We start from the raw sequence: 19,495 nt of genomic DNA on the forward strand, positions 1-19,495 counted from the left end.
CATGTCTTTTATGTATTGGGAAAGCGTGCCCGGTGAATACGACCTGACGCTCACCGAGATCACCGGGTCCATCCCGCCGGGGCTCACCGGCACGCTCTATCGCAATGGATCGGGCCGCTGGAACATCGGCGCATCGCAGGTGGACAGTCTGTTCGACGCCGACGGCATGGTGGTCGCCTTCGCGATCGACGGCAGCGGGGTGCGCTTCAAGAACCGGTTCGTGCGCACCGAGCACTACGTGACCACCACTGCGGCCGGGCGGATGGTGAAACGCGGATTCGCCCACCAGCGCCCGGGAGGTATCCGGGCCAACGCATTTCGGCTGCCGGCCAACACCGCCAACACCAACGTGATGATCGGAGCGGATCAACTGCTGGCGCTTTGGGAGGGTGGGCGCCCGCACGGCCTGGATCTGGACACTCTCAACACCATCGGCATGTGCAGCCTCGACGGCGTGCTCAAGGGCCCGATCGGCGCCTATTCGGCGCATCACACCTACGACGCCACGACGGGGTCACGAGTGAACTTCGGGTTCGAACCCTACTTTCCGAGATTCGACCTGCGACACATCCGCAGTGCGCCGACCAGAGAGGAGAAGCTGAGGCGGCTCAAAGAACTGGTGGGCGAGGCGATTACGCGAGTCCGGTTGCGGTTGTACGACACCGACGCCCGCGGTGTCACCCGGTACCTGCGGGCGGTCCCACTGCCCGGCATGGGCCTCATCCATGACATGGCATTGACCCCGCGCTACGCGATCTTCATGCTGTCCCCGCTGCGGATCAACCCATGGGCGCTACTGGGACACAAATCCTATTGGGATGCCATGCGGTTCAAGCACGGCGAACCGTCCTACTTCATCCTCGCCCCGCGTGACGGTGGCAGGGTCCGGGTGATCGAGACCGACCCGTTCTACATGTGGCACTACGCCAATGCCTACGAGGACGGCGCCGACGTGGTGGTGGAACTGCCCCGCTTCGCCCCGGAAACCTTCGGCGGCATGCAGGCCTGGGGCGCCGACACCCGTAGTGACATGGCCCGGCTGTACGAGAACGTCGCCCCGGAAGCACTACCGGACACCGTGCGGCTCACCCGCTTTCGCATCACCGCCGACGACCGAGTCCACACCGAGCCACTGGCCCCGATGGGTTGCGAGTTCCCGCAGATCGATCAACGTCGCTCTACCCAACCGCACACCGTCACCTACGTCACCGTGCCGAGCGACGGCGAGGGCAGCGGGGAGGGGATCGGCCGATTCGACCACGTCGACGGCACCGTACAAACCTACTGCCCGCCCGGCCACAAGCTGGTCGAGCCGATCTTCGTGCCGCGCCCGGGCAGCACCGCCGAGGCTGACGGATGGGTGCTGAGCGTGGGCTACGACGAGGCGCAGCACCGCAGCCGCCTGATGGTGTTCGACGCGCCGCACCTCGATCACGGGCCGATCGCCGAGGCGTGGCTGCCATTTCACCTCCCGATGAGCTACCACGGTGGGTTCACCAGCAGGGTGGCCGGGCAGTGAATCAGTTGGGCGCCAAGGCACTCTCGGCGAGATGCGCGAGCACCGGAGACAACAGCTCGGAGTATTCGGCGGTGATGTGGTTGTCGTCGCGGAACACCAAGGTGTTGCCGACGATCACCGGGCAGCGTCGGTCGGTGCAGAAGTACTGGTCCAGACGGGCGTACTGACCGCCGCCGGCCCGCACCGCCGCCATCTCCGCGGCAATACCCTTGTCGTTCATCGCCGTCGAGCGCTCCGGCGCGCATGCGGTGGCGTCGTCCATATGCGCCGACAAACAGGTGGGCACCGTGGTGTGCGGGTCGGGCACCGGGCCCAGTACCAGCACCCGCGCCCCGGTTCCGCGCAACTGCGAGACCAGTTGGCGCAATCCGTCCACCCAGGCCGGGTCGTAGCTGACGAACCCGAAATCGGCGCCGTAACGGCGCACCATGTCCACCACGATCAGGTGCGGGCGTTCCTGGGCGATCCGGCTCAGCACCTCGGCTCGCCATTGTTTGCACTCGGTGAACTCGCGGTCGAGGTAGGGGCTGAGGATCGGCAGCTTCATCAGGGGGCAGGTCACCTTGGCGAAAGTCTCCAGGCGCCAGCCTTTTTGCTGTGCGGCGAGGTCCAGCGCGGGGTGCCACATACCGGCATGGGAATCCCCGATGAGGGCGACGGTGGTTGGTCCGGCGGCAGCGCCGGAGACGCAGTCCGGCACGGCGATGTCCTGCCAGGACAGCACGCATCCGTTGACGAACGCCTCGGGCTTGGTGATGTTGTCCAGGGGCGGAGACAGATTCGCCGGTACCGCGTGCAGGTCCGCCGCGGCGGCGACGGCCGCCTGCACGCGCTGCTCGGGCGTCAACGTCGGCTCAGCAGAACGAGGGCCGGGCGTTTCGACCGCGACGACCGGTACCGCCGCGGGGCCGGATCCGGTGGGGACCGGCCGCACCGCCAACAGTGCCAGCCCGGCGCAGACGGCGATCCCGGTGGCCGTGGCCCCCATGGCCAGGCTGCGCCACGACGAGCCCCGCAGTGCGGCGGCGAACCGTGCCGGGTTCTCGACCAGGTGCAACGTCAGGATCGCCAGGCCGAGCGAGATGAGCACCATCGCGAGCCGACCGCTCAGCCCCAGCCCGTGGCCGAACAGCGCGGGCGCCAATAGCAATACCGGCCAGTGCCACAGGTACCACGAATACGACACTCGGCCGATGCCGCGCAGCATCGGCTTGGACAGCAGCCGTCCCACCCCCAGATCGGGTATCGCGCAACCGGCTCCGATCACGAGTGCGGTACCCAGCACCGGCAGCAGTGCCGCCGAGCCGGGGTAGGGCGTGGCCGCGCCGAGTTGGGTGCACGTGACCACCACCAGCACCAGGCCGCCCCAGCCGACCAGTGCCGCGCAGACCGGGTGCAGCCGGCGCCAGTGCACCGCGGTCAACGCGATCAGACCGCCGACGGCCAACTCCCAGGCCCGGGTCGGAAGCGAAAAGAACGCCCACGCCGGCAGGGTCCGGGTCCAGGCCAGCGACACCATGAAGGAGGCGGCGGCCACCACCGCCAAGACGCCCGCAAACGCCCACGCCGACCGGCCGTCGCGCCCGGTGCGGCGCAGCAGCCAGGCCGTCGCCAGGATCAGGGCCGGCCACAGGAGATAGAACTGCTCCTCGACGCCGAGGGACCAGTAGTGCTGCAGCGGGGAGGGAGCGGCATCGGCCGCCAGATAGTCGGTGCCCTCGACGGCGAACCGGTAATTGCCGGCATACAGAGCGCCGGCAATCGCGTCGGCGAGCACCGAGCGGGCCTGCAGCGGGGGCAGGAGGGCAGTGGCCGCCGCGGAGGTCGCCACCAGCACCAGGGCTGCCGCGGGGAGCAGCCGTCGGGCTCGGGCGGCGTAGAACGTGGCCAGGTGCACGGTGCCGGTGGACGACGCTTCGCCCCACAACATTCCGGTGATGAGGAAGCCCGACACGACAAAGAACACGTCGACGCCGATGAAGCCGCCACCGAGTCCGGGCACGCCGGCGTGGAACAACACCACCGCGAGCACCGCCACCGCCCGCAACCCCTCGATGTCAGGCCGAAACTGCTTGTTCGACAGCAGTTTCCGCCCGCTCGTGGTGCCGGCACGGCGGGGTGGGGACATTTCGGTCGTGATCACTCTGTTCACTCGAGTAACGATGGTCGCACGACAATCAGCGGTGACCCGGGATTTGCGGGCCCAATTGCTAGCCTCGTGCCGATGGGACGATCACGCCTGGCGGTACTGGCAGTGCTGTGCGGCCTGCTGTCGGGTTGCTGCGCGCCGACGCAACCTGCGGCCGACGGCACCTGTGACCTCAGCGGCCTTCCACCCGAAGCGGACAAGACGGTGCAGCTCATCGAATCCGGCGGGCCGTTCCCGTACCCGCGCAACGACGGCGTCGTCTTCGGAAACTACGAGGGTCGGCTGCCCCAGCATGAACGGGGCTACTACCACGAGTACACGGTGCCGACGCCGGGCATCAAACACCGCGGCAAGCGACGCATCGTCACCGGCGGCCAGCCGCCGACCGATCCTGCCGAGTTCTATTACACCGGCGACCATTACGAGTCCTTCTGCCTGATCGGAGGCACGTGAAGACGTATCGGATCGACGGCACCAAGGTGGCGTCCAGGGCGGATTTCTTCACCGAGATCGGTCGTGCGGTCAACGGCGACGGCGGCTACTTCGGATCCAACCTCGATGCGTTGGCCGACTGCCTGCGCGGCGGCTTCGGCACTCCCGAGGACCACAAGTTCCGTTTCGTCATGACCTCCTATCGCAACGTCAAAGACGCGCTGGGGGAGGACACGTGGCGCACCGTGCTGACGATCTTCGCCACCGAGGGCGTCGATCTCTGGCTGGAGAACTGAACCTCAGTTGAATGCCAGCCAGCTGGGCAGTGCCCGCTCGCGCGAATCGCACAGCACCTGACGGGTGTCGCAATTGCCGCGGGGGGAACCGGCGCCGCTCCACATGCCGCCGGTGTCGCGGCGCAACACGATCGCCGACGAGCCGCCGCCGTCGAGCAGCAGCGCGTTGTCGGCACCGAGGGCGCGGAACATGTCCTGCATGTTGTCCGGGGTGTAGCTGCCGCCCTGGAAGACGTAGAGCTGATCGGTGGCCCGGTTGTAGCCGACGGCGGTGCGCGCCGCGCTGGGCCCGGGATCGTTGAGCTGGCCGGTGTCACCGGGGGCGAGCAGCCCGAGGCCGGCCACCGCGACGAATCGGGCGTTCTGATCCAGCAGCCGCTGGATCACCGGTGAGGCCGAGTCATAGTCGTCCGGCCCCTTGGGCATCACCACGTAGGGAGCCCCGCCCATCGGCAGGATCATCGTGGCCAGCGCGGCCCAGCGCTCGTCGCCACCGGACAGGCCCTGCTTGCCGGCGTAGGCCAGGGTGCCGGTGACCGCGGCATTGGCCCGGCCCTGGCCGCGGGTGTTGTCCACGTAGGCGCCCAGCGGGGAGGAGCATTTGGTGTCGCGCCACGATCCGGCCTTCTGGCCGCGCACGTCGAAGAAGTTGGCGTTGACCGCGATGGTCGGCTGGCCGAGCACCTGCCAGGCCGCGAGCGGGGCATAGGTTTCCGACGCCTGCCACAGCCCTTCGCTGGTCCGCGCGCCGGGAGTGCGTTCACACCGGGACTGGTAGCCCTGATGGCTGTCGACCAGAAGCCGCGGGTTGAGCCGGCCGGAAGCGTTCTTCATCACCATCAGGTGGCCGCCGTTGTTCAGCGTGTACGCGCGTCCGTCGGCCGCCAGGAACGGTGCGGCGAACTGGCCGCCGAAGTTGTAGACGAGGTAGGAGCCTTTGGTGTTGGCGATCGCGCCGAGCAACAGGGCCTTGGCATCTTCGGCCCGCGCTACCGGGGAGCCGGTGGTGGCCAGGGCGGCGCAGACGGCAACGGTGGCCACGCTCGCGACCGCACGCTTGAGGAGTTTTGCCAGTCCTGGCACGAATTACACAATAACCACACAGGAAACTCTGTCAACATGCGTAACAGCCAGGTCACGGCGGGGTCAAGGGGCTATCGCGTCGGAGTCGTCCAGATTAGCTGGGCTGCTTGCCGACGGCTTCCGCAGCGCGGCCGGGCGCAAAGCGGCGGGCAGGGCATAAAGGCAGGCCGCGGCCAGCGCCGTGACGCCCACCGCGGCCGCCGTGACCACCAGGGCCGGGGCCGACGGCAACGCGCCCTCCAGCAGCATCGAGACGCCGAAGACCACGAACAGTGCGGCGGCTCCGAGTTGGATGGCCCGTTCCGGCAGGTGCTTGCCCGCGATCGCCCCGACCGCGATGGCCAACGCATCGGCGGCCACCATGCCGATCGTCGAGCCGATCCACACCCCCACCCAGTCGTTGTCGGCGGCCAGGGTGATCGTGGCCAGCATTGTCTTGTCGCCCAGCTCGGCGAGCAGGAACGCCGAGGTGACGGTGAGGAACGCCGGGGCGTTCGAGCGCTGGGCCCGGGTGGCCTCGTCCTCGGACAGCTTGTCCCCGCGCAGCGTCCACAGCCCGAAGAACACGAAGGTGATCCCGGCGAGGATGCCCAGCAGGTGCGTCGGCAGTGCCGCGCCCAGGTAATGCCCGACGGCGACGGAGATCAAGTGCACCGCGGTGGTGGCCGCGGTGATGCCGACCAGAACCACCCACCAGCGGTAGCGCAACGCAAACGTCATGGCCATCAGCTGGGACTTGTCGCCCAGTTCGGCGACAAAGATGACGGCGAAGCTCAAGAACAGCGCAGCGAGCACGCACCAACTCCTCGGTCGTTGGCTGCCGCTGGGGGCTGAACAGATGCCTCCGGCCGGCAAACCAATCGGTCTACGGCCGAAGGTCTCGCCCACCGGCCGATGACCGGTTCGGATAGCCGGGCCGTTGTCTCGCGTCGTCTCACATTGCCGCGCGGCCAGTATGTCGAATATCCGATTGGGGGCTACTCCCCTTCGCTGCGGTCCACCATACGCAGACCGTCGAGGTGGCGCAAACCCTCTCGCGCCGAAAGAGCTTATCGGCCAATAAGTTTGGGATCTGACACGAGAAAGTTCGGGTGTCCTGACAAATCTGCGTCAGTGGCCCACATATTCGGCGAGGTGCCGGCCGGTCAAGGTTTCGCCCTTGGCGACCAGATCGGCCGGGGTGCCCTCGAAGACGACGCGACCGCCATCGTGCCCGGCGCCGGGCCCCAGGTCGATGATCCAGTCGGCATGGGCCATGACTGCCTGGTGATGCTCGATCACGACCACCGACTTCCCCGCCTCCACCAGGCGATCCAGTAGCGCGAGCAGCTGCTCGACATCGGCCAGGTGCAGGCCGGTGGTGGGCTCGTCGAGAACATAGACGTCCCCCTTCTCGGCCATCTGCGCCGCCAGCTTGAGGCGCTGCCGCTCGCCCCCCGACAGCGTGGTCAGCGGCTGACCGAGCGTCAGGTAACCCAGACCAACATCGGCCAACCGGGACAGGATCTTCTGCGCGGCAGGGACTTTCGCATCGCCCTCGGCGAAGTACCGTTGGGCTTCGTCAACCGGCATGGCCAGCACCTCGGCGATGTTGCGGCCGGCGAGCCGATATTGCAGGACCGAGGCGCCGAACCTCTTGCCCTCGCACTCCTCACAGGTGGTCTCCACGGTGGCCATCACCCCGAGGTCGGTGTAGATCACCCCGGCGCCGTTGCACGCCGGGCAGGCCCCTTCCGAGTTCGAACTGAACAGCGCCGGTTTGACGCCGTTGGCCTTGGCGAACGCCTTGCGGATCGGGTCCAGCAGCCCGGTGTAGGTTGCCGGGTTACTGCGACGCGAACCGCGGATCGGGCTCTGGTCGACCACCACCACGCCGTCGCGGCCGGCCACCGAGCCGTCGATCAACGAGCTCTTACCCGAGCCCGCGACACCGGTCAGCACCGCCAGCACCCCGAGCGGTATGTCGACGTCGACGTCCCGCAGATTGTGGCTGGCCGCGCCACGAACCTCCAACGCGCCCTGGGGTTCCCGCACCTCTTCCTTCAGGGTGGCGCGGTATCCCAGGTGGCGTCCGGTGACGGTGTCGCTGCCCCGCAGATCCGCCACGTCGCCCTCGAAGACCACCGCGCCCCCGGCCGCGCCGGCGCCGGGGCCGAGGTCGATGACATGGTCGGCGATGGCGATCGTCTCCGGCTTGTGCTCGACGACCAGCACGGTGTTGCCCTTGTCCCGCAAGGCGAGCAACAGGGCGTTCATCCGGGCGATGTCGTGCGGGTGCAGGCCGATCGTCGGCTCGTCGAAGACGTAGGTGACATCGGTCAGGGAGGAGCCCAGGTGTCGGATCATCTTGACGCGCTGGGCTTCTCCACCGGACAGGGTGCCCGCCGGCCGGTCGAGGGACAGATAGCCGAGTCCGATCTCGACAAACGAATCCAGGGTGTGCTGCAACGCCGACAGCAGCGGGGCCACCGATTTGTCTTTGACGCCGCCGAGCCACCCGGCCAGGTCGGTGATCTGCATCGCGCAGGCCTCGGCGATGTTGACGCCCTTGATCTTCGACGAGCGCGCGGTCTCCGACAGCCGGGTGCCGTCGCAGTCGCCGCACGTGGTGAAGGTGACCGCGCGCTCCACGAACGCCCGGATGTGCGGCTGCATGGCCTCGACGTCCTTGGACAGGAACGACTTCTGGATCTGCGGGATCAGCCCGAGATAGGTGAGGTTGACGCCCTCGATCTTGAGTTTTGTAGCCTCCTTGTACAGCAGCGCGTCGAGTTCTTTCTTGGTGAACTTGTTGATCGGCTTGTCCGGGTCGAAGAAGCCGCAGCCCCGGAAGATCCGGCCGTACCAGCCATCCATGCTGAAGCCCGGGATGGTGAGCGCCCCGTCGTTCAGCGACTTGGTGTCGTCGTACAGCGCCGACAGATCGATGTCGTTGACCGCCCCGCGTCCCTCGCAGCGCGGACACATACCGCCGACGATGCTGAACTCACGCCGCTCCTTGACGGTGCGCCCGCCCTTCTCCAGCGTCACCGCACCAGCTCCGCTGACCGAGGCCACGTTGAACGAGAACGCCTGCGGCGAACCGATATGCGGTGTCCCCAACCGGCTGAACAGGATCCGCAGCATCGCCCCGGTATCGGTGGCAGTGCCCACCGTGGAGCGTGGATCGGCGCCCAGCCGCTGCTGATCGACGATGATCGCGGTGGTCAGCCCGTCGAGCACGTCGACGTCGGGGCGGGCCAGGTTCGGCATGAAACCCTGGACGAACGCGCTGTACGTCTCGTTGATCAGGCGCTGCGATTCGGCCGCGATCGTGTCGAACACCAGCGAGCTCTTACCCGAACCCGAGACGCCGGTGAACACCGTGAGCCGACGTTTGGGCAGTTCGATGTCGACGTTCTTCAGGTTGTTCGCCCGGGCACCGGTGACCCGGATCAGATCGTGGCTGTCGGCGGGATGGATGTCGGCGGTGCTCATCGGCTAGGGCAACTCCTGAATGCGGATCATGGTTCCGGCCGGGTCGCGAACGGCGCAGTCACGCACGCCGTAGGGCTGATCGGTCGGTTCCTGGACTATCTCGGTGTCGGTGGCCTGCAACTTCTCGAACGTGGCGTCCAGATCCTTGGTGGCGAGCACGACGATCGCGTAGGTGCCCTTGGCCATCATCTCGGCGATCAGGCGGCGCTCGTCGTCGGTGATACCCGGGTCGGCGGCAGGCGGGTGCAGCACGATGGAGGTGTCGGGCTGGCCGGCCGGTCCGACGGTGATCCAGCGCATCTTGCCGCCGCCCACGTCGAGGCGGACCTCGAAGCCGAGCACGTCACGGTAGAAGGCGAGAGATGCCTCGGGATCGTCATGCGGCAGGAACGTGTTGTGAATTCTGATATCTGAGATGGTCATGGGGTAGACGCTAGGTGCAGGCCCACGGCCGCCGCTTCTCGATTCCTGATCGGTTTGGTGACGTGCTTCTCCAGACAGGACGGCAGGCCGTCGGCCACGCCGGCGGTCTGTTCGCGGTAGCGGCTGGGTGGGATGCCGACCAGTTCGGTGAACCGGGTGCTGAATGTGCCCAGCGACGAGCAACCCACTGCGAAGCACACTTCGGTGACCGACATGTCGCCGCGGCGCAGGAGCGCCATCGCACGCTCGATCCGACGGGTCATCAGATAGGAATACGGGGACTCGCCGTAGGCGATCTTGAACTGCCTGCTGAGGTGCCCGGCGGACATGTTGACCCCGCGGGCCAGCGCTTCGACGTTCAGCGGCTGCGCGTACTCGCGGTCGATGCGGTCCCGGACCCGGCGCAGCAGCTTGAGATCGGCTAGCTGTTGGTCGGCCACAACCGCGATCGTACGGCTCGGGTGGGTCAAGGCGACAGTCGATACACCGCGCCGGCGTAGTCGTCGGTGATGTAGACCGCACCGTCGGGCCCGGCGACCGCGGCCACCGGCCGTCCCCAGCGGCTGCCGTCGTCGGCCTGGAATCCCCCGACCAAGGTCTGCTGCGGGCCCAATGTGCCGTTGCGCCAACCAAAGAACGACACCTCGGGGGCCTGCGGGTGCTGCCGGTTCCAGGAGCCGTGCACCCCGATCAACGCGCCCGCCCCGTAGGGCTGGGGCAACTCGGCGAAGCTCATGCCCAACGGCGCCGAATGCGCGCCCAGCGTCTGCTCGACCGGGGGCAGCGCCGCACAGTCCAGCTTGCTGCCGTCGGCGTTGGTCTGGAGGTCGCGGAGGAAACCGGCCGGCGGTGGGCCGTCGGGATTGCAATACGGCCAACCCAATTCGCGCCCCGGTGTCAGCTTCGCGACCGACTCCGGCGGGTGGTCGTCCACGTAGTCCTGACGTACCCGGCCCTGCGGGTCGGCCACGTTGTCGCGGTTGTTCACCGCTGTCCACAGCGAGCCGTCCGGCGCGAAGGCCAGGCCCGTCCCGTTGCGCACCCCGGTGGCGAACGGCGTGGCCGGCCCACCGCCGGGCGGCACCCGCATGATGGTCGCCCGGGGCGGGGTGGCGGTGCGGTCCTCGGCGGTGATGTTGCCGGCCGACCCGATCGAAAAGAACACCGCACCATCGGATCCCACGACCACACTCTTGAGTGCATGGGCGTAGGCGCCGTGCAGGTCGGGGCTCTTGGCGTCGGGGAGGCCTTCGGCGACGGTGCGGCGGTTGCGTGCCTGTCCGTCGATGTAGTCGTAGGAATCGATGCGGTTGCTCTCGGCCACGTACAGCGTCGACCCCGCGAAGAACAGGCCGTGCGGCTGCTCCAGCCCGTCGAGCAACGTGTGCTGGTCGGGACGCACCGTCAACACGTCGCCGGTTTCGGGCACAGACACCAGTAACGCACCGTCCGGGGCGAACGCCGCCATCCTCGCCTTGGGCACCCGGGCGATCACCTCGATGGTCCACCCGGCCGGGATCTGGGCGCGGCGCGGCTCGTCGAGTGGAGCCTGGGCGAACTGGTCAGGTACCTGCACGAGAACCGAGGCCAGGCCCGCGGGCGGCTGTTCAGAACTCGACGGTGACGGTGACGGCGGCGCGGCAGTGTCGGACTGCGTGCCACACGCGGCCAGTGCGGCCGCGGTGATCAGTGCCGTCGCGCTACGCGCCGCCCAAACCCGCATTCATCTCCCAGACCAGGATCTCGGCTTCGGTGTCCGCGGTGACGCGCTGACCGGCCGAATCGGTCAGGCGTGCGGCGTCGCCGTCGGCCAGCGGGCCGGAGCCCTCCAGCGTGACGGTCCCGCGGGCGACGAACAGGTGCACGTAGCGAGCCTCGGGCAGCGTCACCGAGTCGCTCGGCTGCAGCCGGGCGCCGTAGAGCGTGGCGTTGCGGTTGTGCAGGGCGACGGCGGCGTCGAGCGCGCCGGAGGCGATCGGGCTGAGCGCGGCGCCCAGTTCGATCTCCTGCTGCTGATAGCCCGGCGTCACCCCGGCGGTGTCCGGGAGCACCCACATCTGCACGAAATGCACGGGCTCGGTGCCGGATCCGTTCATCTCCGAATGCTGCACCCCGGTGCCCGCCGACATCCGTTGTGCCAGACCCGGATAGATCACTCCGGAGTTGCCCATCGAATCCTCGTGCGCCAGCCGGCCCGAGAGCACCCACGTGACGATCTCCATGTCGCGGTGCGGGTGGGTGCCAAAACCGGCGCCCGGCGCCACGATGTCGTCGTTGTTCACCAGCAACAGGCCGTGATGGGTGTTGGCCGGGTCGTAGTAGTCGGCGAACGAGAACGAATGCCGGGACTGCAGCCAGTCGGTCCGGCTGATGCCACGGTCCGCGGCGCGCCGGACATCAACCCTGGAAGCCATGGCGCCAGCCTACCGAGGGCGGGCCCGACCGACCGGTGGATAGGCCTTTAGTCTGTTGGCGTGGATATCAAGGGAGCGAGCGCCATCGTCACTGGTGGCGCATCAGGCATCGGCGCGGCAACCGCCCGCCAGTTGGCCGCCAAGGGAGCCCGCGTCGTCGTGGCCGACCTGCAGGCAGAAAAGGGTGAGGCCCTCGCCAAGGAGATCGGCGGTGTCTTCGCCAGCGTCGACGTGACCAGCACCGAGCAGATCGAGGCCGCGGTCAACAAGGCCGTCGAACTCGGCCCGCTGCGCGCTCTGGTGAACTCGGCCGGCATCGGCTGGGCCCAGCGCACCATCGGCAAGGACGGCGAGTTCGCTTCGGCGCACAACCTGGACGCGTACAAGAAGGTGCTGGCGATCAACCTGGTCGGCACGTTCGACTGCATCCGGCTGGCCGCCACCGCGATGAGCCGCAATGAGCTCACCGACACCGGCGAGCGGGGCGCGATCGTCAACATGACCAGCGTGGCGGCCTTCGACGGTCAGATCGGCCAGGCGGCCTACTCGTCGTCCAAGGGCGGCGTGGTAGGCCTGACCCTGCCGGTGGCGCGTGACCTGTCGGCCGTCGGCATTCGGGTGAACACCGTGGCGCCGGGTCTGATCGACACCCCGATCTACGGCGAAGGCGAGGCGTCGGAGGCGTTCAAGGCCAAGCTCGGTGAGTCGGTGCTGTTCCCGCACCGGCTCGGCAAGCCCGAGGAGCTGGCCTCCATGGTCGTGGAGCTGCTGACCAACTCGTACATGAACGCCGAGGTGGTCCGCGTCGACGGTGGCATCCGGATGCCACCCAAGTAACCTTTCTGCCGAGCAGACACAAACCCGTACTTTTTCGTCCGAAAAGGTACGGGTTTGTGTCTGTTGGCGGGGTTATCCACAGGGCAAATGGGCAGATGGTGGCGGTATTGCGTAGCGGCCGCGAGCATCGAATGCCATGGGGGTTGACGATGTGTTCGCTGTCCATGGCGGAATCGCCACGACGCAGCAATTGCTCGCCGCGATCAACGACCGAACTCTCGCCAGCCGCGTGCGGGCCGGGACATTGTTCCGTGTCTGGCACGGCGTGTACTCGTCCCGGCCGCCGGACACAGCGTGCCGACTTCGTGCACTCGATCTGCTGACGGACCAGCCGATCGTAGCCTGCATGAACACCGCCGCGCAGATCTATGGCTTTGACACCGACCCTGATGCCCGCGTTCACATCCTTGACCCGGGTGTGCGTATGCGTCCGTCACCGAATCTGATGGTGCATCAGCGAATTGGCGCTCCGCTCAAAAAGGTTGGCGGTCGCTTGTTGACGGCTCCGGCTTGGACGGCGGTCGAGATGGCTCGGGTGTTGCGCCGCCCGCGTGCGTTGGCCACGCTCGACGCCGCACTGCGCAGCGAGACCTGCACGGTTGCCGATCTCGAGGCGGCACTCAAGGAGCAGCGTGGTCGGCGAGGTGTCGTCAAAGTACGTGAGTTGTTGCCCCACGCAGATGCCAGGGCGGAATCGCCGATGGAATCCGAGATGCGGCTGGTTTTCCTCGATTGGGGTCTGCCCACCCCGGAGTTGCAGTACGAGATTCGTGACCTGCACGGAAGGCTGTGGCGGGTCGACTTTGCCTGGCCGGAACGTCGGGTGGCAGCAGAATACGACAGTGTCGACTGGCATGCGAATGCTGATGCGTTCAAGCATGATCGGATGAAATCCGCGCGCCTGCACGAGGCCGGATGGGTCAGCGTGCCGGCCGTGGTCGACGACGTGCGGCGGCACGGAGACGAACTGTGCGCGAGGATCTACCGGGCATTTGACCGCGTCGCATGATCCCCCGCGAACAGACGTAAACCCGTACCAATTTGGGCGAAAAGGTACGGGTTTGCGTCTGCTGGGCGGAAAGGGTTACCAGTCCGATTCGTCGAACTTGATGACACCACGAATGTTGTTGCCGTCCAACATGTCCTGGTAGCCCTGGTTGAGGTCTTCGAGCTTGTAGGTCCGGGTGACCATGTCATCGACATTGAGCAGACCGGACTTGTACAGCGCCACCAGTCGCGGCGTCTCGATGTGCGAGCTGCCGCCACCGAAGATGTTGCCCTTCAACGTCTTCTGCAGCATGGTGAACAGGAACAGGTTGAGCTTGACGTCGGCGTCCATCATCGACCCCATGCCCGTCACCACGCAGGTGCCGGTCTTGGCGGTCAGGATCATGGCCTCTTCGATGTACTCACCCTTCATCTCGCCGACCGCGATGATCACCTTGTCGGCCATCAGTCCGTAGGTCAGGTCGATCATCGGCGCGATGGCCTCGGCCATCGACGGGTACACGTGCGTCGCACCGAACTTCAGCGCCTGATCGCGCTTCCACGGGTTCGGGTCGATGGCGATGACGTGCTTGGCACCCGAGATCACCGCGCCCTGCAGCGCGCTCATGCCGATGCCGCCGACGCCGACGATCGCGACCGTCTCGCCGGCCTGCACCTGCGCGACGTTGGTGGCCGAGCCGAAGCCGGTGGGCACCGCGCAGCCCATGATGGCCGCCGACTCGAACGGGATGTCCTTGTCGATCTTGACGACGGAATCCTTGTGCACCGTCATGTACGGGGCGAACGTCCCCAGCAGGTTCATCGCCGCCACCTCGTGGCCACCGGAGGTGTGGATCCGGTTGGTGCCGTCGGCGATGGCCTTGCCGCCGAGCAGGACCGCACCGCGGTCACACAGCGAGCGGAACCCCTTCATGCACGGCGGGCAGCTGCCACAGGCCGGGATGAACGCCAGGATGACGTGATCGCCCTCCTCGATGCCGGTGACGTTCTTGCCGACCTTGGTGACCACGCCGGCGCCCTCGTGCCCGCCCAGACAGGGCAGCGGCATGGGGGTGGCCCCGGTGGTCAGGTGGTAGTCGGAGTGGCACATGCCGGCGGCATGCATCTGGATCTGTACTTCGTCGGCGACGGGGTCACCGAGGTCGATCTCCTCGACCTTGAACGGTGAATTCACTTCCCACAGCAGAGCGCCCTTGGTCTTCATGGAACGCGATAATAGAACAGGTTGCAGTACTGTCCAGTAACTGGCCTTTGAACTGCGGAAATGTGCGCTTCATTTCGTTGTGGCGCTCATTGTTGTGACACGTGTCAGGTTTGTGGGCGTGGGGTGGACGATGAGTTCGCGGCCCACCGCCGGTCTACCTGACATGACCGAAATCCACGCCGACATCGTCCCCAACCTCTGGTTCGACCGGGAGGCCGAGCAGGCTGCACAGCACTACATCGCGGCGTTCGGCGGCAACGGCCGCATCCTCCACACCGTCGCCGCGCACCCGGATGCCCCGTCTCCGCAGGACGTGCCGATGGTGGTCGAGTTCGAGTTGTCCGGGCAGCGGTTTGTCGGAATCAACGGCGGACCACAGTTCACCTTCACCGAGGCGGTGTCCCTTGAGGTGCGGGTCAGCGGCCAGGAGGCGCTGGACCAGATCTGGGCTGCGCTGAGCGAGGGCGGTGAGGAATTGCCCTGTGGCTGGCTCAAGGACAAATACGGGCTGGCCTGGCAGATCACCCCGACCGACTACTACGACATGGTGACCAAGGGAGACGACGCTGCCAGAGCCCGGTTGATGTCGGCGGTGCTGAGCACGTTCGGCAAGTTCGACATCGCCGCGTTGCAGGCGGCCTACGACGGTTCGTGAGGGCTGGCGAGCGGCCAGTTGTTGCACGGATTTCAAAAGCTCGCGTGGCATAACCGGCCGCTCGATCTCGACTTCACCGCGATATCCCCAGTGCGGACTTGATCCACAACAGGCGACGGATGAGCCCGGAGCGGGCGCTGTGCGTCGGCGGGCACCGCGAGGGTGGCGGCATGGACAGACCGTTCCTCGCGACAGAAGCGCCCTTCCTCGGGACAGAGGCGCTGGCCGCGCGGACGGTGACCCGACGGGGCCTTGCGCGTCGTTATGAGGCCGCCTACCGCGACGTCTATCTCGCCAAAGATGCCGAGATGACGGCGGCGACGCGTGCGGTGGCCGCGTGGCTGTGGTCCGGGCGCCAGGGCGACGCTGGCGGGCCTCTCGGCGTCTGCGTTTTACGGCACGCGGTGGATCGACCCGACCACACCCGCCGAGCTCTACCGCCGCAATGGAAAGCCGACCGAGGGAATCCGCATCCATCGCGGCGAGTTGCCTCCCGACGAGATCCGCCTGCTCAGGGGTCTGCCGGTGACGACGCCAGCCCGGACGGCGTTCGATCTGGGACGACAACCGGGCCGGGAGGAGGCCGTCATCCAGGTGGACGCTCTCGCGCAGGCCACCCACGTGTGCGCGGACGATATTTCGCCACTGCTCGAGCGGCACCCGGGGATCCGGGGTCTGGTGCAACTCCGCCAGGTCCTCGACCTGATGGATGGCGGTGCCGAATCACCGCCGGAAACCCGCACTCGCCTGGTGCTCGTCGACGCGGGTCTGCCCAAGCCGCAGACGCAGATCGTGGTGCGGGGGAATTTCGGTGCCAGACGGTCTGCGCGCATCGACATGGGCTACGCCGAGTTCAAGGTCGGCGTCGAATACGAGGGTGCCCAGCACTGGACCGATCCTCGGGTGCGGGCGAACGACATCGACCGCTATGCCGAACTCGCTGCGCAGGGTTGGCTCATCGTCAGGGTCGGTGCCGATCTGCTGAATCACCGACCACACGTGATCGTGGCCCGGGTTTGTGCGGCACTGCGGGCTCGAGGTGCTCAGTGGCCAGTTGTTGCACGGATTTCGGAAGCTCGCGTGGCATAACTGGCCGCTCGCGCCCCGGTCGGCTCAAAGCACAGCCGGCAGCCCGAACTTTTCGAACAGCGTGGGCTCCATGAACGCCACCACGTGCGAGATCCCGCCGGCGGTGATGTCCAGGACATGCAGCTGAAAGGCCTCGTGCCGGCCCGTCTCGCGATTCAGCAGGTACATCGCCGCGGCCGGCTGGCCGTTGGCCGACGTCGCGATGAACCGCATGTCCCCGGCCTCTTCCGCCGGGCATTTGTAGCGCGCCAGATCCCCGATCGCCTGCGGCCCCTGATACCAGCTGTCGAACGGCGGCATCTCCCAGATGGCCTCGGCGGTGAACAGCTCGACCAGCCTGTCGATGTCGTACGCCTCGAAGGCGGCCATGTAGCTGCGCAGCAGGTTCTGCGCGTGCGGGGAATCCGGTGGCTCGATCGCATCGTCCTGGCTGGGGCCGACCGCGTCGAGTTGGGCCCGGGCCCGCTGCAACAGGCTGTTGACCGCGGCAGTGGAGGATCCGATCGCGCCCGCGACTTCGGCGGCCTTCCACTGCAGCACCTCACGCATCACCAGTACCGCGCGTTGCCGTGCGGACAGATGCTGCAGCGCCGCGACGAACGCCAGCCGGACCGAATCCCGGGTCCCGACGATCGTGCTGGGATCCGCCGGATCGTCGCTGGAATCCGGCAAAGGCTGCAGCCAGGCGATCTCGTGGTGCTCGGCGATCTCGTCGGTGGGGGCCGAACTCAGCGTACCCAGCCCCGACGGCAGCGGCCGGCGCTGCCGGCCTTCCAGGGCCGTCAGGCAGGTGTTGGTGGCGATCCGGTACAGCCAGGTACGGACCGAGGACTTGCCCTCAAAGCCCTGGTAGGCCTTCCAGGCGCGGAGGTAGGTCTCCTGCACCAGATCCTCGGCGTCGTGCAACGAACCGGTCATCCGGTAGCAGTGCGCCAACAGCTCACGGCGGTAGCGCTGAGCCTCGGCCAGAAACGCATCGGCCGGATTGCCGTCATCGAGGCGGTGAGCGAGGACCGTCACATCCGCGAGCTTACGCAGCACCGCCGACAACAATCCGTCGGCGCGGCTACGCTCCCCAGAGTGACCAGCACCCGCAGTGAACAGACCTTCGACGGCGTCGGCGGGATCCGCATCGTCTACGACGTATGGACTCCGGACGTCGCACCGCGCGGCGTCGTCATCCTCTCGCACGGCCTGGGCGAACACGCCGGGCGCTACCACCACGTCGCGCAGCGGTTCGGACAGGCCGGGGTGCTCGTCTACGCCCTGGACCACCGTGGTCACGGCCGTTCCGGCGGCAAGCGGGTGTACCTGCGGGACATGTCCGAGTATGTCGGCGACCTCCACACCCTGGTCGGCATCGCCGCCGCCGCGCACCCACAACTCCCGCGCATCGTGCTCGGCCACAGCATGGGCGGTGCCATCGTGTTCAGCTACGGCGTCGAGTACCCCGACGAATACACCGCCATGGTGCTGTCCGGACCCGCGGTGGCCGCGCAGGCGGCCGTGTCCCCGGTGCTGGCGGTGGTAGCCAAGTCGCTCGGCAAGGTCGCCCCCGGACTGCCGGTGGAGAACCTCGACGCCAACGCGGTGTCGCGCGACCCCGAGGTGGTCGCGGCCTACAAGGCCGACCCCCTGGTGTGGCACGGCAAAGTCCCGGCCGGCATCGCCCGTGCCCTGATCATCGTGGGGGAGACCATGCCGCAGCGGGCCTCGGCCCTGACCGCTCCGCTGCTGGTGGTGCACGGCGAGAAGGACCGCCTGGTGGCCGTCGAGGGTAGCCACCGACTGGTCGAATGCGTGGCTTCCGAAGACGTGCATCTCAAGGTGTACCCCGGGCTCTATCACGAGGTGTTCAACGAGCCCGAGAAGCAGCTGGTGCTCGACGACGTCACGGCCTGGATCGAGACGCATCTGTGAGACGGGTTGTGGCGGCACTGCTCTCGGTGCTGTTGATCGCAGGTTGTGGGTCCGCCGAGGCGCCGCCGCCGACGTGGGCCGACGACGAGGTCACGTTCGACGCCGACGGCCTCACGATCCACGGCACCTACCGGCATCGCGACGCATCAGGCCCGGCGGCCCTGTTGATCTCCGAGAGCGGGCCCACCGACCGCAACGGGGACAACAAGGTCGTGGGCCCGGTCGGAAACATGCGGCAGCTGGCCGAGACGCTGTCGGACAAGGGCGTGGCCAGCCTGCGTTACGACAAGATCGGCACCGGTGCCACCAAGCTCGGCCCGTACGCCGGCAAGCCCACCGAGGTGGTCAGCGGCGTCTACACCGCCGGCGCGACCGCCGCGTTGAAGTTCCTGGCCGAACGGGCCGACACCGACGCGGCCAAGCTGTCGATCTACGCCGTGGGCGAAGGCGCCATCCACGCTATGACAGTGGCCGGTGCCGCAGATCCAAAGGTGCACTCGCTGGTACTGTTTCAGCCACTGTCCGGCCGCTACCTGGACATGATCACCAACCGGGTGCGCGCCGGCGCCACGCCGGAGGTACTGACGTCCTGGCTGCGCGCGGTCGAGGAGATCCGCGCCAACGGCACCGTGCCCGCCGACCTGCCCGAGGGCCTGAGCGCGATCGTCAACAAGGACAACGTCAAGGCCATCGTCGAGGCCGACAAGATCGACCCGATACGGCTGGCCGCCGCCCTGCCCGACGGCATGCCGGTGTTGCTCACCTGCTCGGATTCTGACGCCCAGGCCAGCTGCGAGATCGAGCGCCCGCTGATCGAGGCGCTCGGCCACACCGCGCTCACGGTCGTCGAACTCAAGGGTGTCAACCATGTGCTGCGCGACGACCCGAGCGACAGCATCGCCCACTACGGCCAGCCGGGCCCGTTGTCACCGCAGGTGGTGGACGCCGTGGGGAGCTTCGTCGACAAGTGATGTCGGAGTGGGTTTCTA

Annotated in this window: 18 protein-coding genes and 1 pseudogene; 9 read left to right on the forward strand and 10 right to left on the reverse strand. The window is 67.3% G+C overall.

From position 1 onward, the window contains the following. The first annotated feature begins 1 nt into the window (after position 1). Positions 2-1,519 carry a carotenoid oxygenase family protein gene (locus FR943_RS00565; protein ID WP_217154386.1) on the forward strand — a complete coding sequence of 506 codons (1,518 nt, stop codon included), beginning with the start codon at positions 2-4 and terminating at the stop codon, positions 1,517-1,519. A 1-nt stretch (position 1,520) separates the two neighbouring features. On the opposite strand, the gene FR943_RS00570 is transcribed toward FR943_RS00565, so the two are convergent. Next, positions 1,521-3,659, reverse strand: a complete 2,139-nt coding sequence (locus FR943_RS00570) for an acyltransferase family protein (protein ID WP_372448061.1) — start codon at positions 3,657-3,659, stop codon at positions 1,521-1,523. Positions 3,660-3,743: 84 nt separating this feature from the next. On the opposite strand from FR943_RS00570, the gene FR943_RS00575 reads away from it, so the two are divergent. Then, entirely contained in the window at positions 3,744-4,121 is a 378-nt protein-coding gene (locus FR943_RS00575) for a guanyl-specific ribonuclease (RefSeq protein WP_217154387.1), read from the forward strand. Continuing rightward, positions 4,118-4,396: a barstar family protein gene (locus FR943_RS00580; RefSeq protein ID WP_217154388.1), complete on the forward strand. Its 279-nt coding sequence runs from the start codon at positions 4,118-4,120 to the stop codon at positions 4,394-4,396. Before FR943_RS00575 ends, FR943_RS00580 begins: the two co-directional genes overlap by 4 nt. 3 nt (positions 4,397-4,399) lie before the next feature. On the opposite strand, the gene FR943_RS00585 is transcribed toward FR943_RS00580, so the two are convergent. The 7 genes from FR943_RS00585 to FR943_RS00615 form a co-directional block, all read right to left on the reverse strand. Further along, positions 4,400-5,479 (reverse strand): phosphodiester glycosidase family protein, encoded by a 1,080-nt coding sequence (locus FR943_RS00585; protein WP_217154389.1) that lies wholly within the window; start codon positions 5,477-5,479, stop codon positions 4,400-4,402. A 63-nt stretch (positions 5,480-5,542) separates the two neighbouring features. Then, positions 5,543-6,274, reverse strand: coding sequence for a TMEM165/GDT1 family protein (locus FR943_RS00590; protein WP_217154390.1), 732 nt, complete (start codon positions 6,272-6,274; stop codon positions 5,543-5,545). Positions 6,275-6,589: 315 nt separating this feature from the next. Beyond that, positions 6,590-8,956, reverse strand: a complete 2,367-nt coding sequence (locus tag FR943_RS00595; RefSeq protein ID WP_217154391.1) for an ATP-binding cassette domain-containing protein — start codon at positions 8,954-8,956, stop codon at positions 6,590-6,592. 3 nt (positions 8,957-8,959) lie between these two features. Next, on the reverse strand, positions 8,960-9,379 hold the full coding sequence (locus FR943_RS00600) for a VOC family protein (RefSeq protein WP_217154392.1): 420 nt from the start codon (positions 9,377-9,379) through the stop codon (positions 8,960-8,962). Continuing rightward, complete coding sequence (locus tag FR943_RS00605; protein WP_217154393.1) at positions 9,376-9,819, reverse strand: helix-turn-helix transcriptional regulator; 444 nt, start codon at positions 9,817-9,819, stop codon at positions 9,376-9,378. Before FR943_RS00605 ends, FR943_RS00600 begins: the two co-directional genes overlap by 4 nt. 26 nt (positions 9,820-9,845) lie before the next feature. Then, a complete protein-coding gene (locus tag FR943_RS00610; protein WP_217154394.1) occupies positions 9,846-11,102 on the reverse strand; it encodes a PQQ-dependent sugar dehydrogenase in 1,257 nt (418 codons plus the stop codon). Next, positions 11,080-11,793, reverse strand: coding sequence for a pirin family protein (locus FR943_RS00615; protein WP_217154395.1), 714 nt, complete (start codon positions 11,791-11,793; stop codon positions 11,080-11,082). Before FR943_RS00615 ends, FR943_RS00610 begins: the two co-directional genes overlap by 23 nt. Positions 11,794-11,853: 60 nt before the next feature. Between FR943_RS00615 and FR943_RS00620 the strand changes: the two genes are divergently transcribed. Together FR943_RS00620 and FR943_RS00625 are read left to right on the forward strand one after the other, a co-directional pair. Further along, positions 11,854-12,630, forward strand: a complete 777-nt coding sequence (locus FR943_RS00620; protein WP_217154396.1) for an SDR family NAD(P)-dependent oxidoreductase — start codon at positions 11,854-11,856, stop codon at positions 12,628-12,630. 136 nt (positions 12,631-12,766) lie between these two features. Then, a complete protein-coding gene (locus FR943_RS00625; protein ID WP_217154397.1) occupies positions 12,767-13,639 on the forward strand; it encodes a type IV toxin-antitoxin system AbiEi family antitoxin domain-containing protein in 873 nt (290 codons plus the stop codon). Positions 13,640-13,714: 75 nt separating this feature from the next. On the opposite strand, the gene FR943_RS00630 is transcribed toward FR943_RS00625, so the two are convergent. Then, entirely contained in the window at positions 13,715-14,842 is a 1,128-nt protein-coding gene (locus FR943_RS00630; protein ID WP_217154398.1) for an NDMA-dependent alcohol dehydrogenase, read from the reverse strand. Positions 14,843-14,972: 130 nt separating this feature from the next. Between FR943_RS00630 and FR943_RS00635 the strand changes: the two genes are divergently transcribed. Together FR943_RS00635 and FR943_RS00640 are read left to right on the forward strand one after the other, a co-directional pair. After that, positions 14,973-15,497 carry a VOC family protein gene (locus FR943_RS00635; protein WP_246584751.1) on the forward strand — a complete coding sequence of 175 codons (525 nt, stop codon included), beginning with the start codon at positions 14,973-14,975 and terminating at the stop codon, positions 15,495-15,497. A 170-nt stretch (positions 15,498-15,667) separates the two neighbouring features. Further along, positions 15,668-16,586, forward strand: a pseudogene (locus FR943_RS00640) (type IV toxin-antitoxin system AbiEi family antitoxin). Positions 16,587-16,610: 24 nt separating this feature from the next. On the opposite strand, the gene FR943_RS00645 reads toward FR943_RS00640, so the two are convergent. Continuing rightward, positions 16,611-17,636, reverse strand: a complete 1,026-nt coding sequence (locus FR943_RS00645) for a sigma-70 family RNA polymerase sigma factor (RefSeq protein WP_217154399.1) — start codon at positions 17,634-17,636, stop codon at positions 16,611-16,613. Between the two features lie 30 nt (positions 17,637-17,666). On the opposite strand from FR943_RS00645, the gene FR943_RS00650 reads away from it, so the two are divergent. Next, a complete protein-coding gene (locus FR943_RS00650; protein ID WP_217154400.1) occupies positions 17,667-18,506 on the forward strand; it encodes an alpha/beta hydrolase in 840 nt (279 codons plus the stop codon). Next, the gene (locus FR943_RS00655; protein WP_217154401.1) at positions 18,503-19,477 is read left to right on the forward strand and encodes an alpha/beta fold hydrolase; all 975 of its coding nucleotides are present in this window, start codon (positions 18,503-18,505) and stop codon (positions 19,475-19,477) included. The genes FR943_RS00650 and FR943_RS00655 overlap by 4 nt, the downstream gene beginning before the upstream one ends. Positions 19,478-19,495 lie beyond the last annotated feature (18 nt).

Origin of the sequence: [Mycobacterium] fortunisiensis, assembly GCF_019050325.1 — a bacterium.
GTDB lineage: Bacteria > Actinomycetota > Actinomycetes > Mycobacteriales > Mycobacteriaceae > Mycobacterium > Mycobacterium fortunisiensis.

What these genes read in the sequence shown, in the direction of transcription:
- FR943_RS00565 (WP_217154386.1), top strand. Translation starts at nt 2, where the DNA reads ATGTCTTTTATGTATTGGGAAAGCGTGCCCGGTGAATACGACCTGACG.
- FR943_RS00575 (WP_217154387.1), top strand. Translation starts at nt 3,744, where the DNA reads ATGGGACGATCACGCCTGGCGGTACTGGCAGTGCTGTGCGGCCTGCTG.
- FR943_RS00595 (WP_217154391.1), bottom strand. Translation starts at nt 8,956, where the DNA reads ATGAGCACCGCCGACATCCATCCCGCCGACAGCCACGATCTGATCCGG.
- FR943_RS00600 (WP_217154392.1), bottom strand. Translation starts at nt 9,379, where the DNA reads ATGACCATCTCAGATATCAGAATTCACAACACGTTCCTGCCGCATGAC.
- FR943_RS00610 (WP_217154394.1), bottom strand. Translation starts at nt 11,102, where the DNA reads ATGCGGGTTTGGGCGGCGCGTAGCGCGACGGCACTGATCACCGCGGCC.
- FR943_RS00615 (WP_217154395.1), bottom strand. Translation starts at nt 11,793, where the DNA reads ATGGCTTCCAGGGTTGATGTCCGGCGCGCCGCGGACCGTGGCATCAGC.
- FR943_RS00625 (WP_217154397.1), top strand. Translation starts at nt 12,767, where the DNA reads ATGGGGGTTGACGATGTGTTCGCTGTCCATGGCGGAATCGCCACGACG.
- FR943_RS00630 (WP_217154398.1), bottom strand. Translation starts at nt 14,842, where the DNA reads ATGAAGACCAAGGGCGCTCTGCTGTGGGAAGTGAATTCACCGTTCAAG.
- FR943_RS00635 (WP_246584751.1), top strand. Translation starts at nt 14,973, where the DNA reads ATGAGTTCGCGGCCCACCGCCGGTCTACCTGACATGACCGAAATCCAC.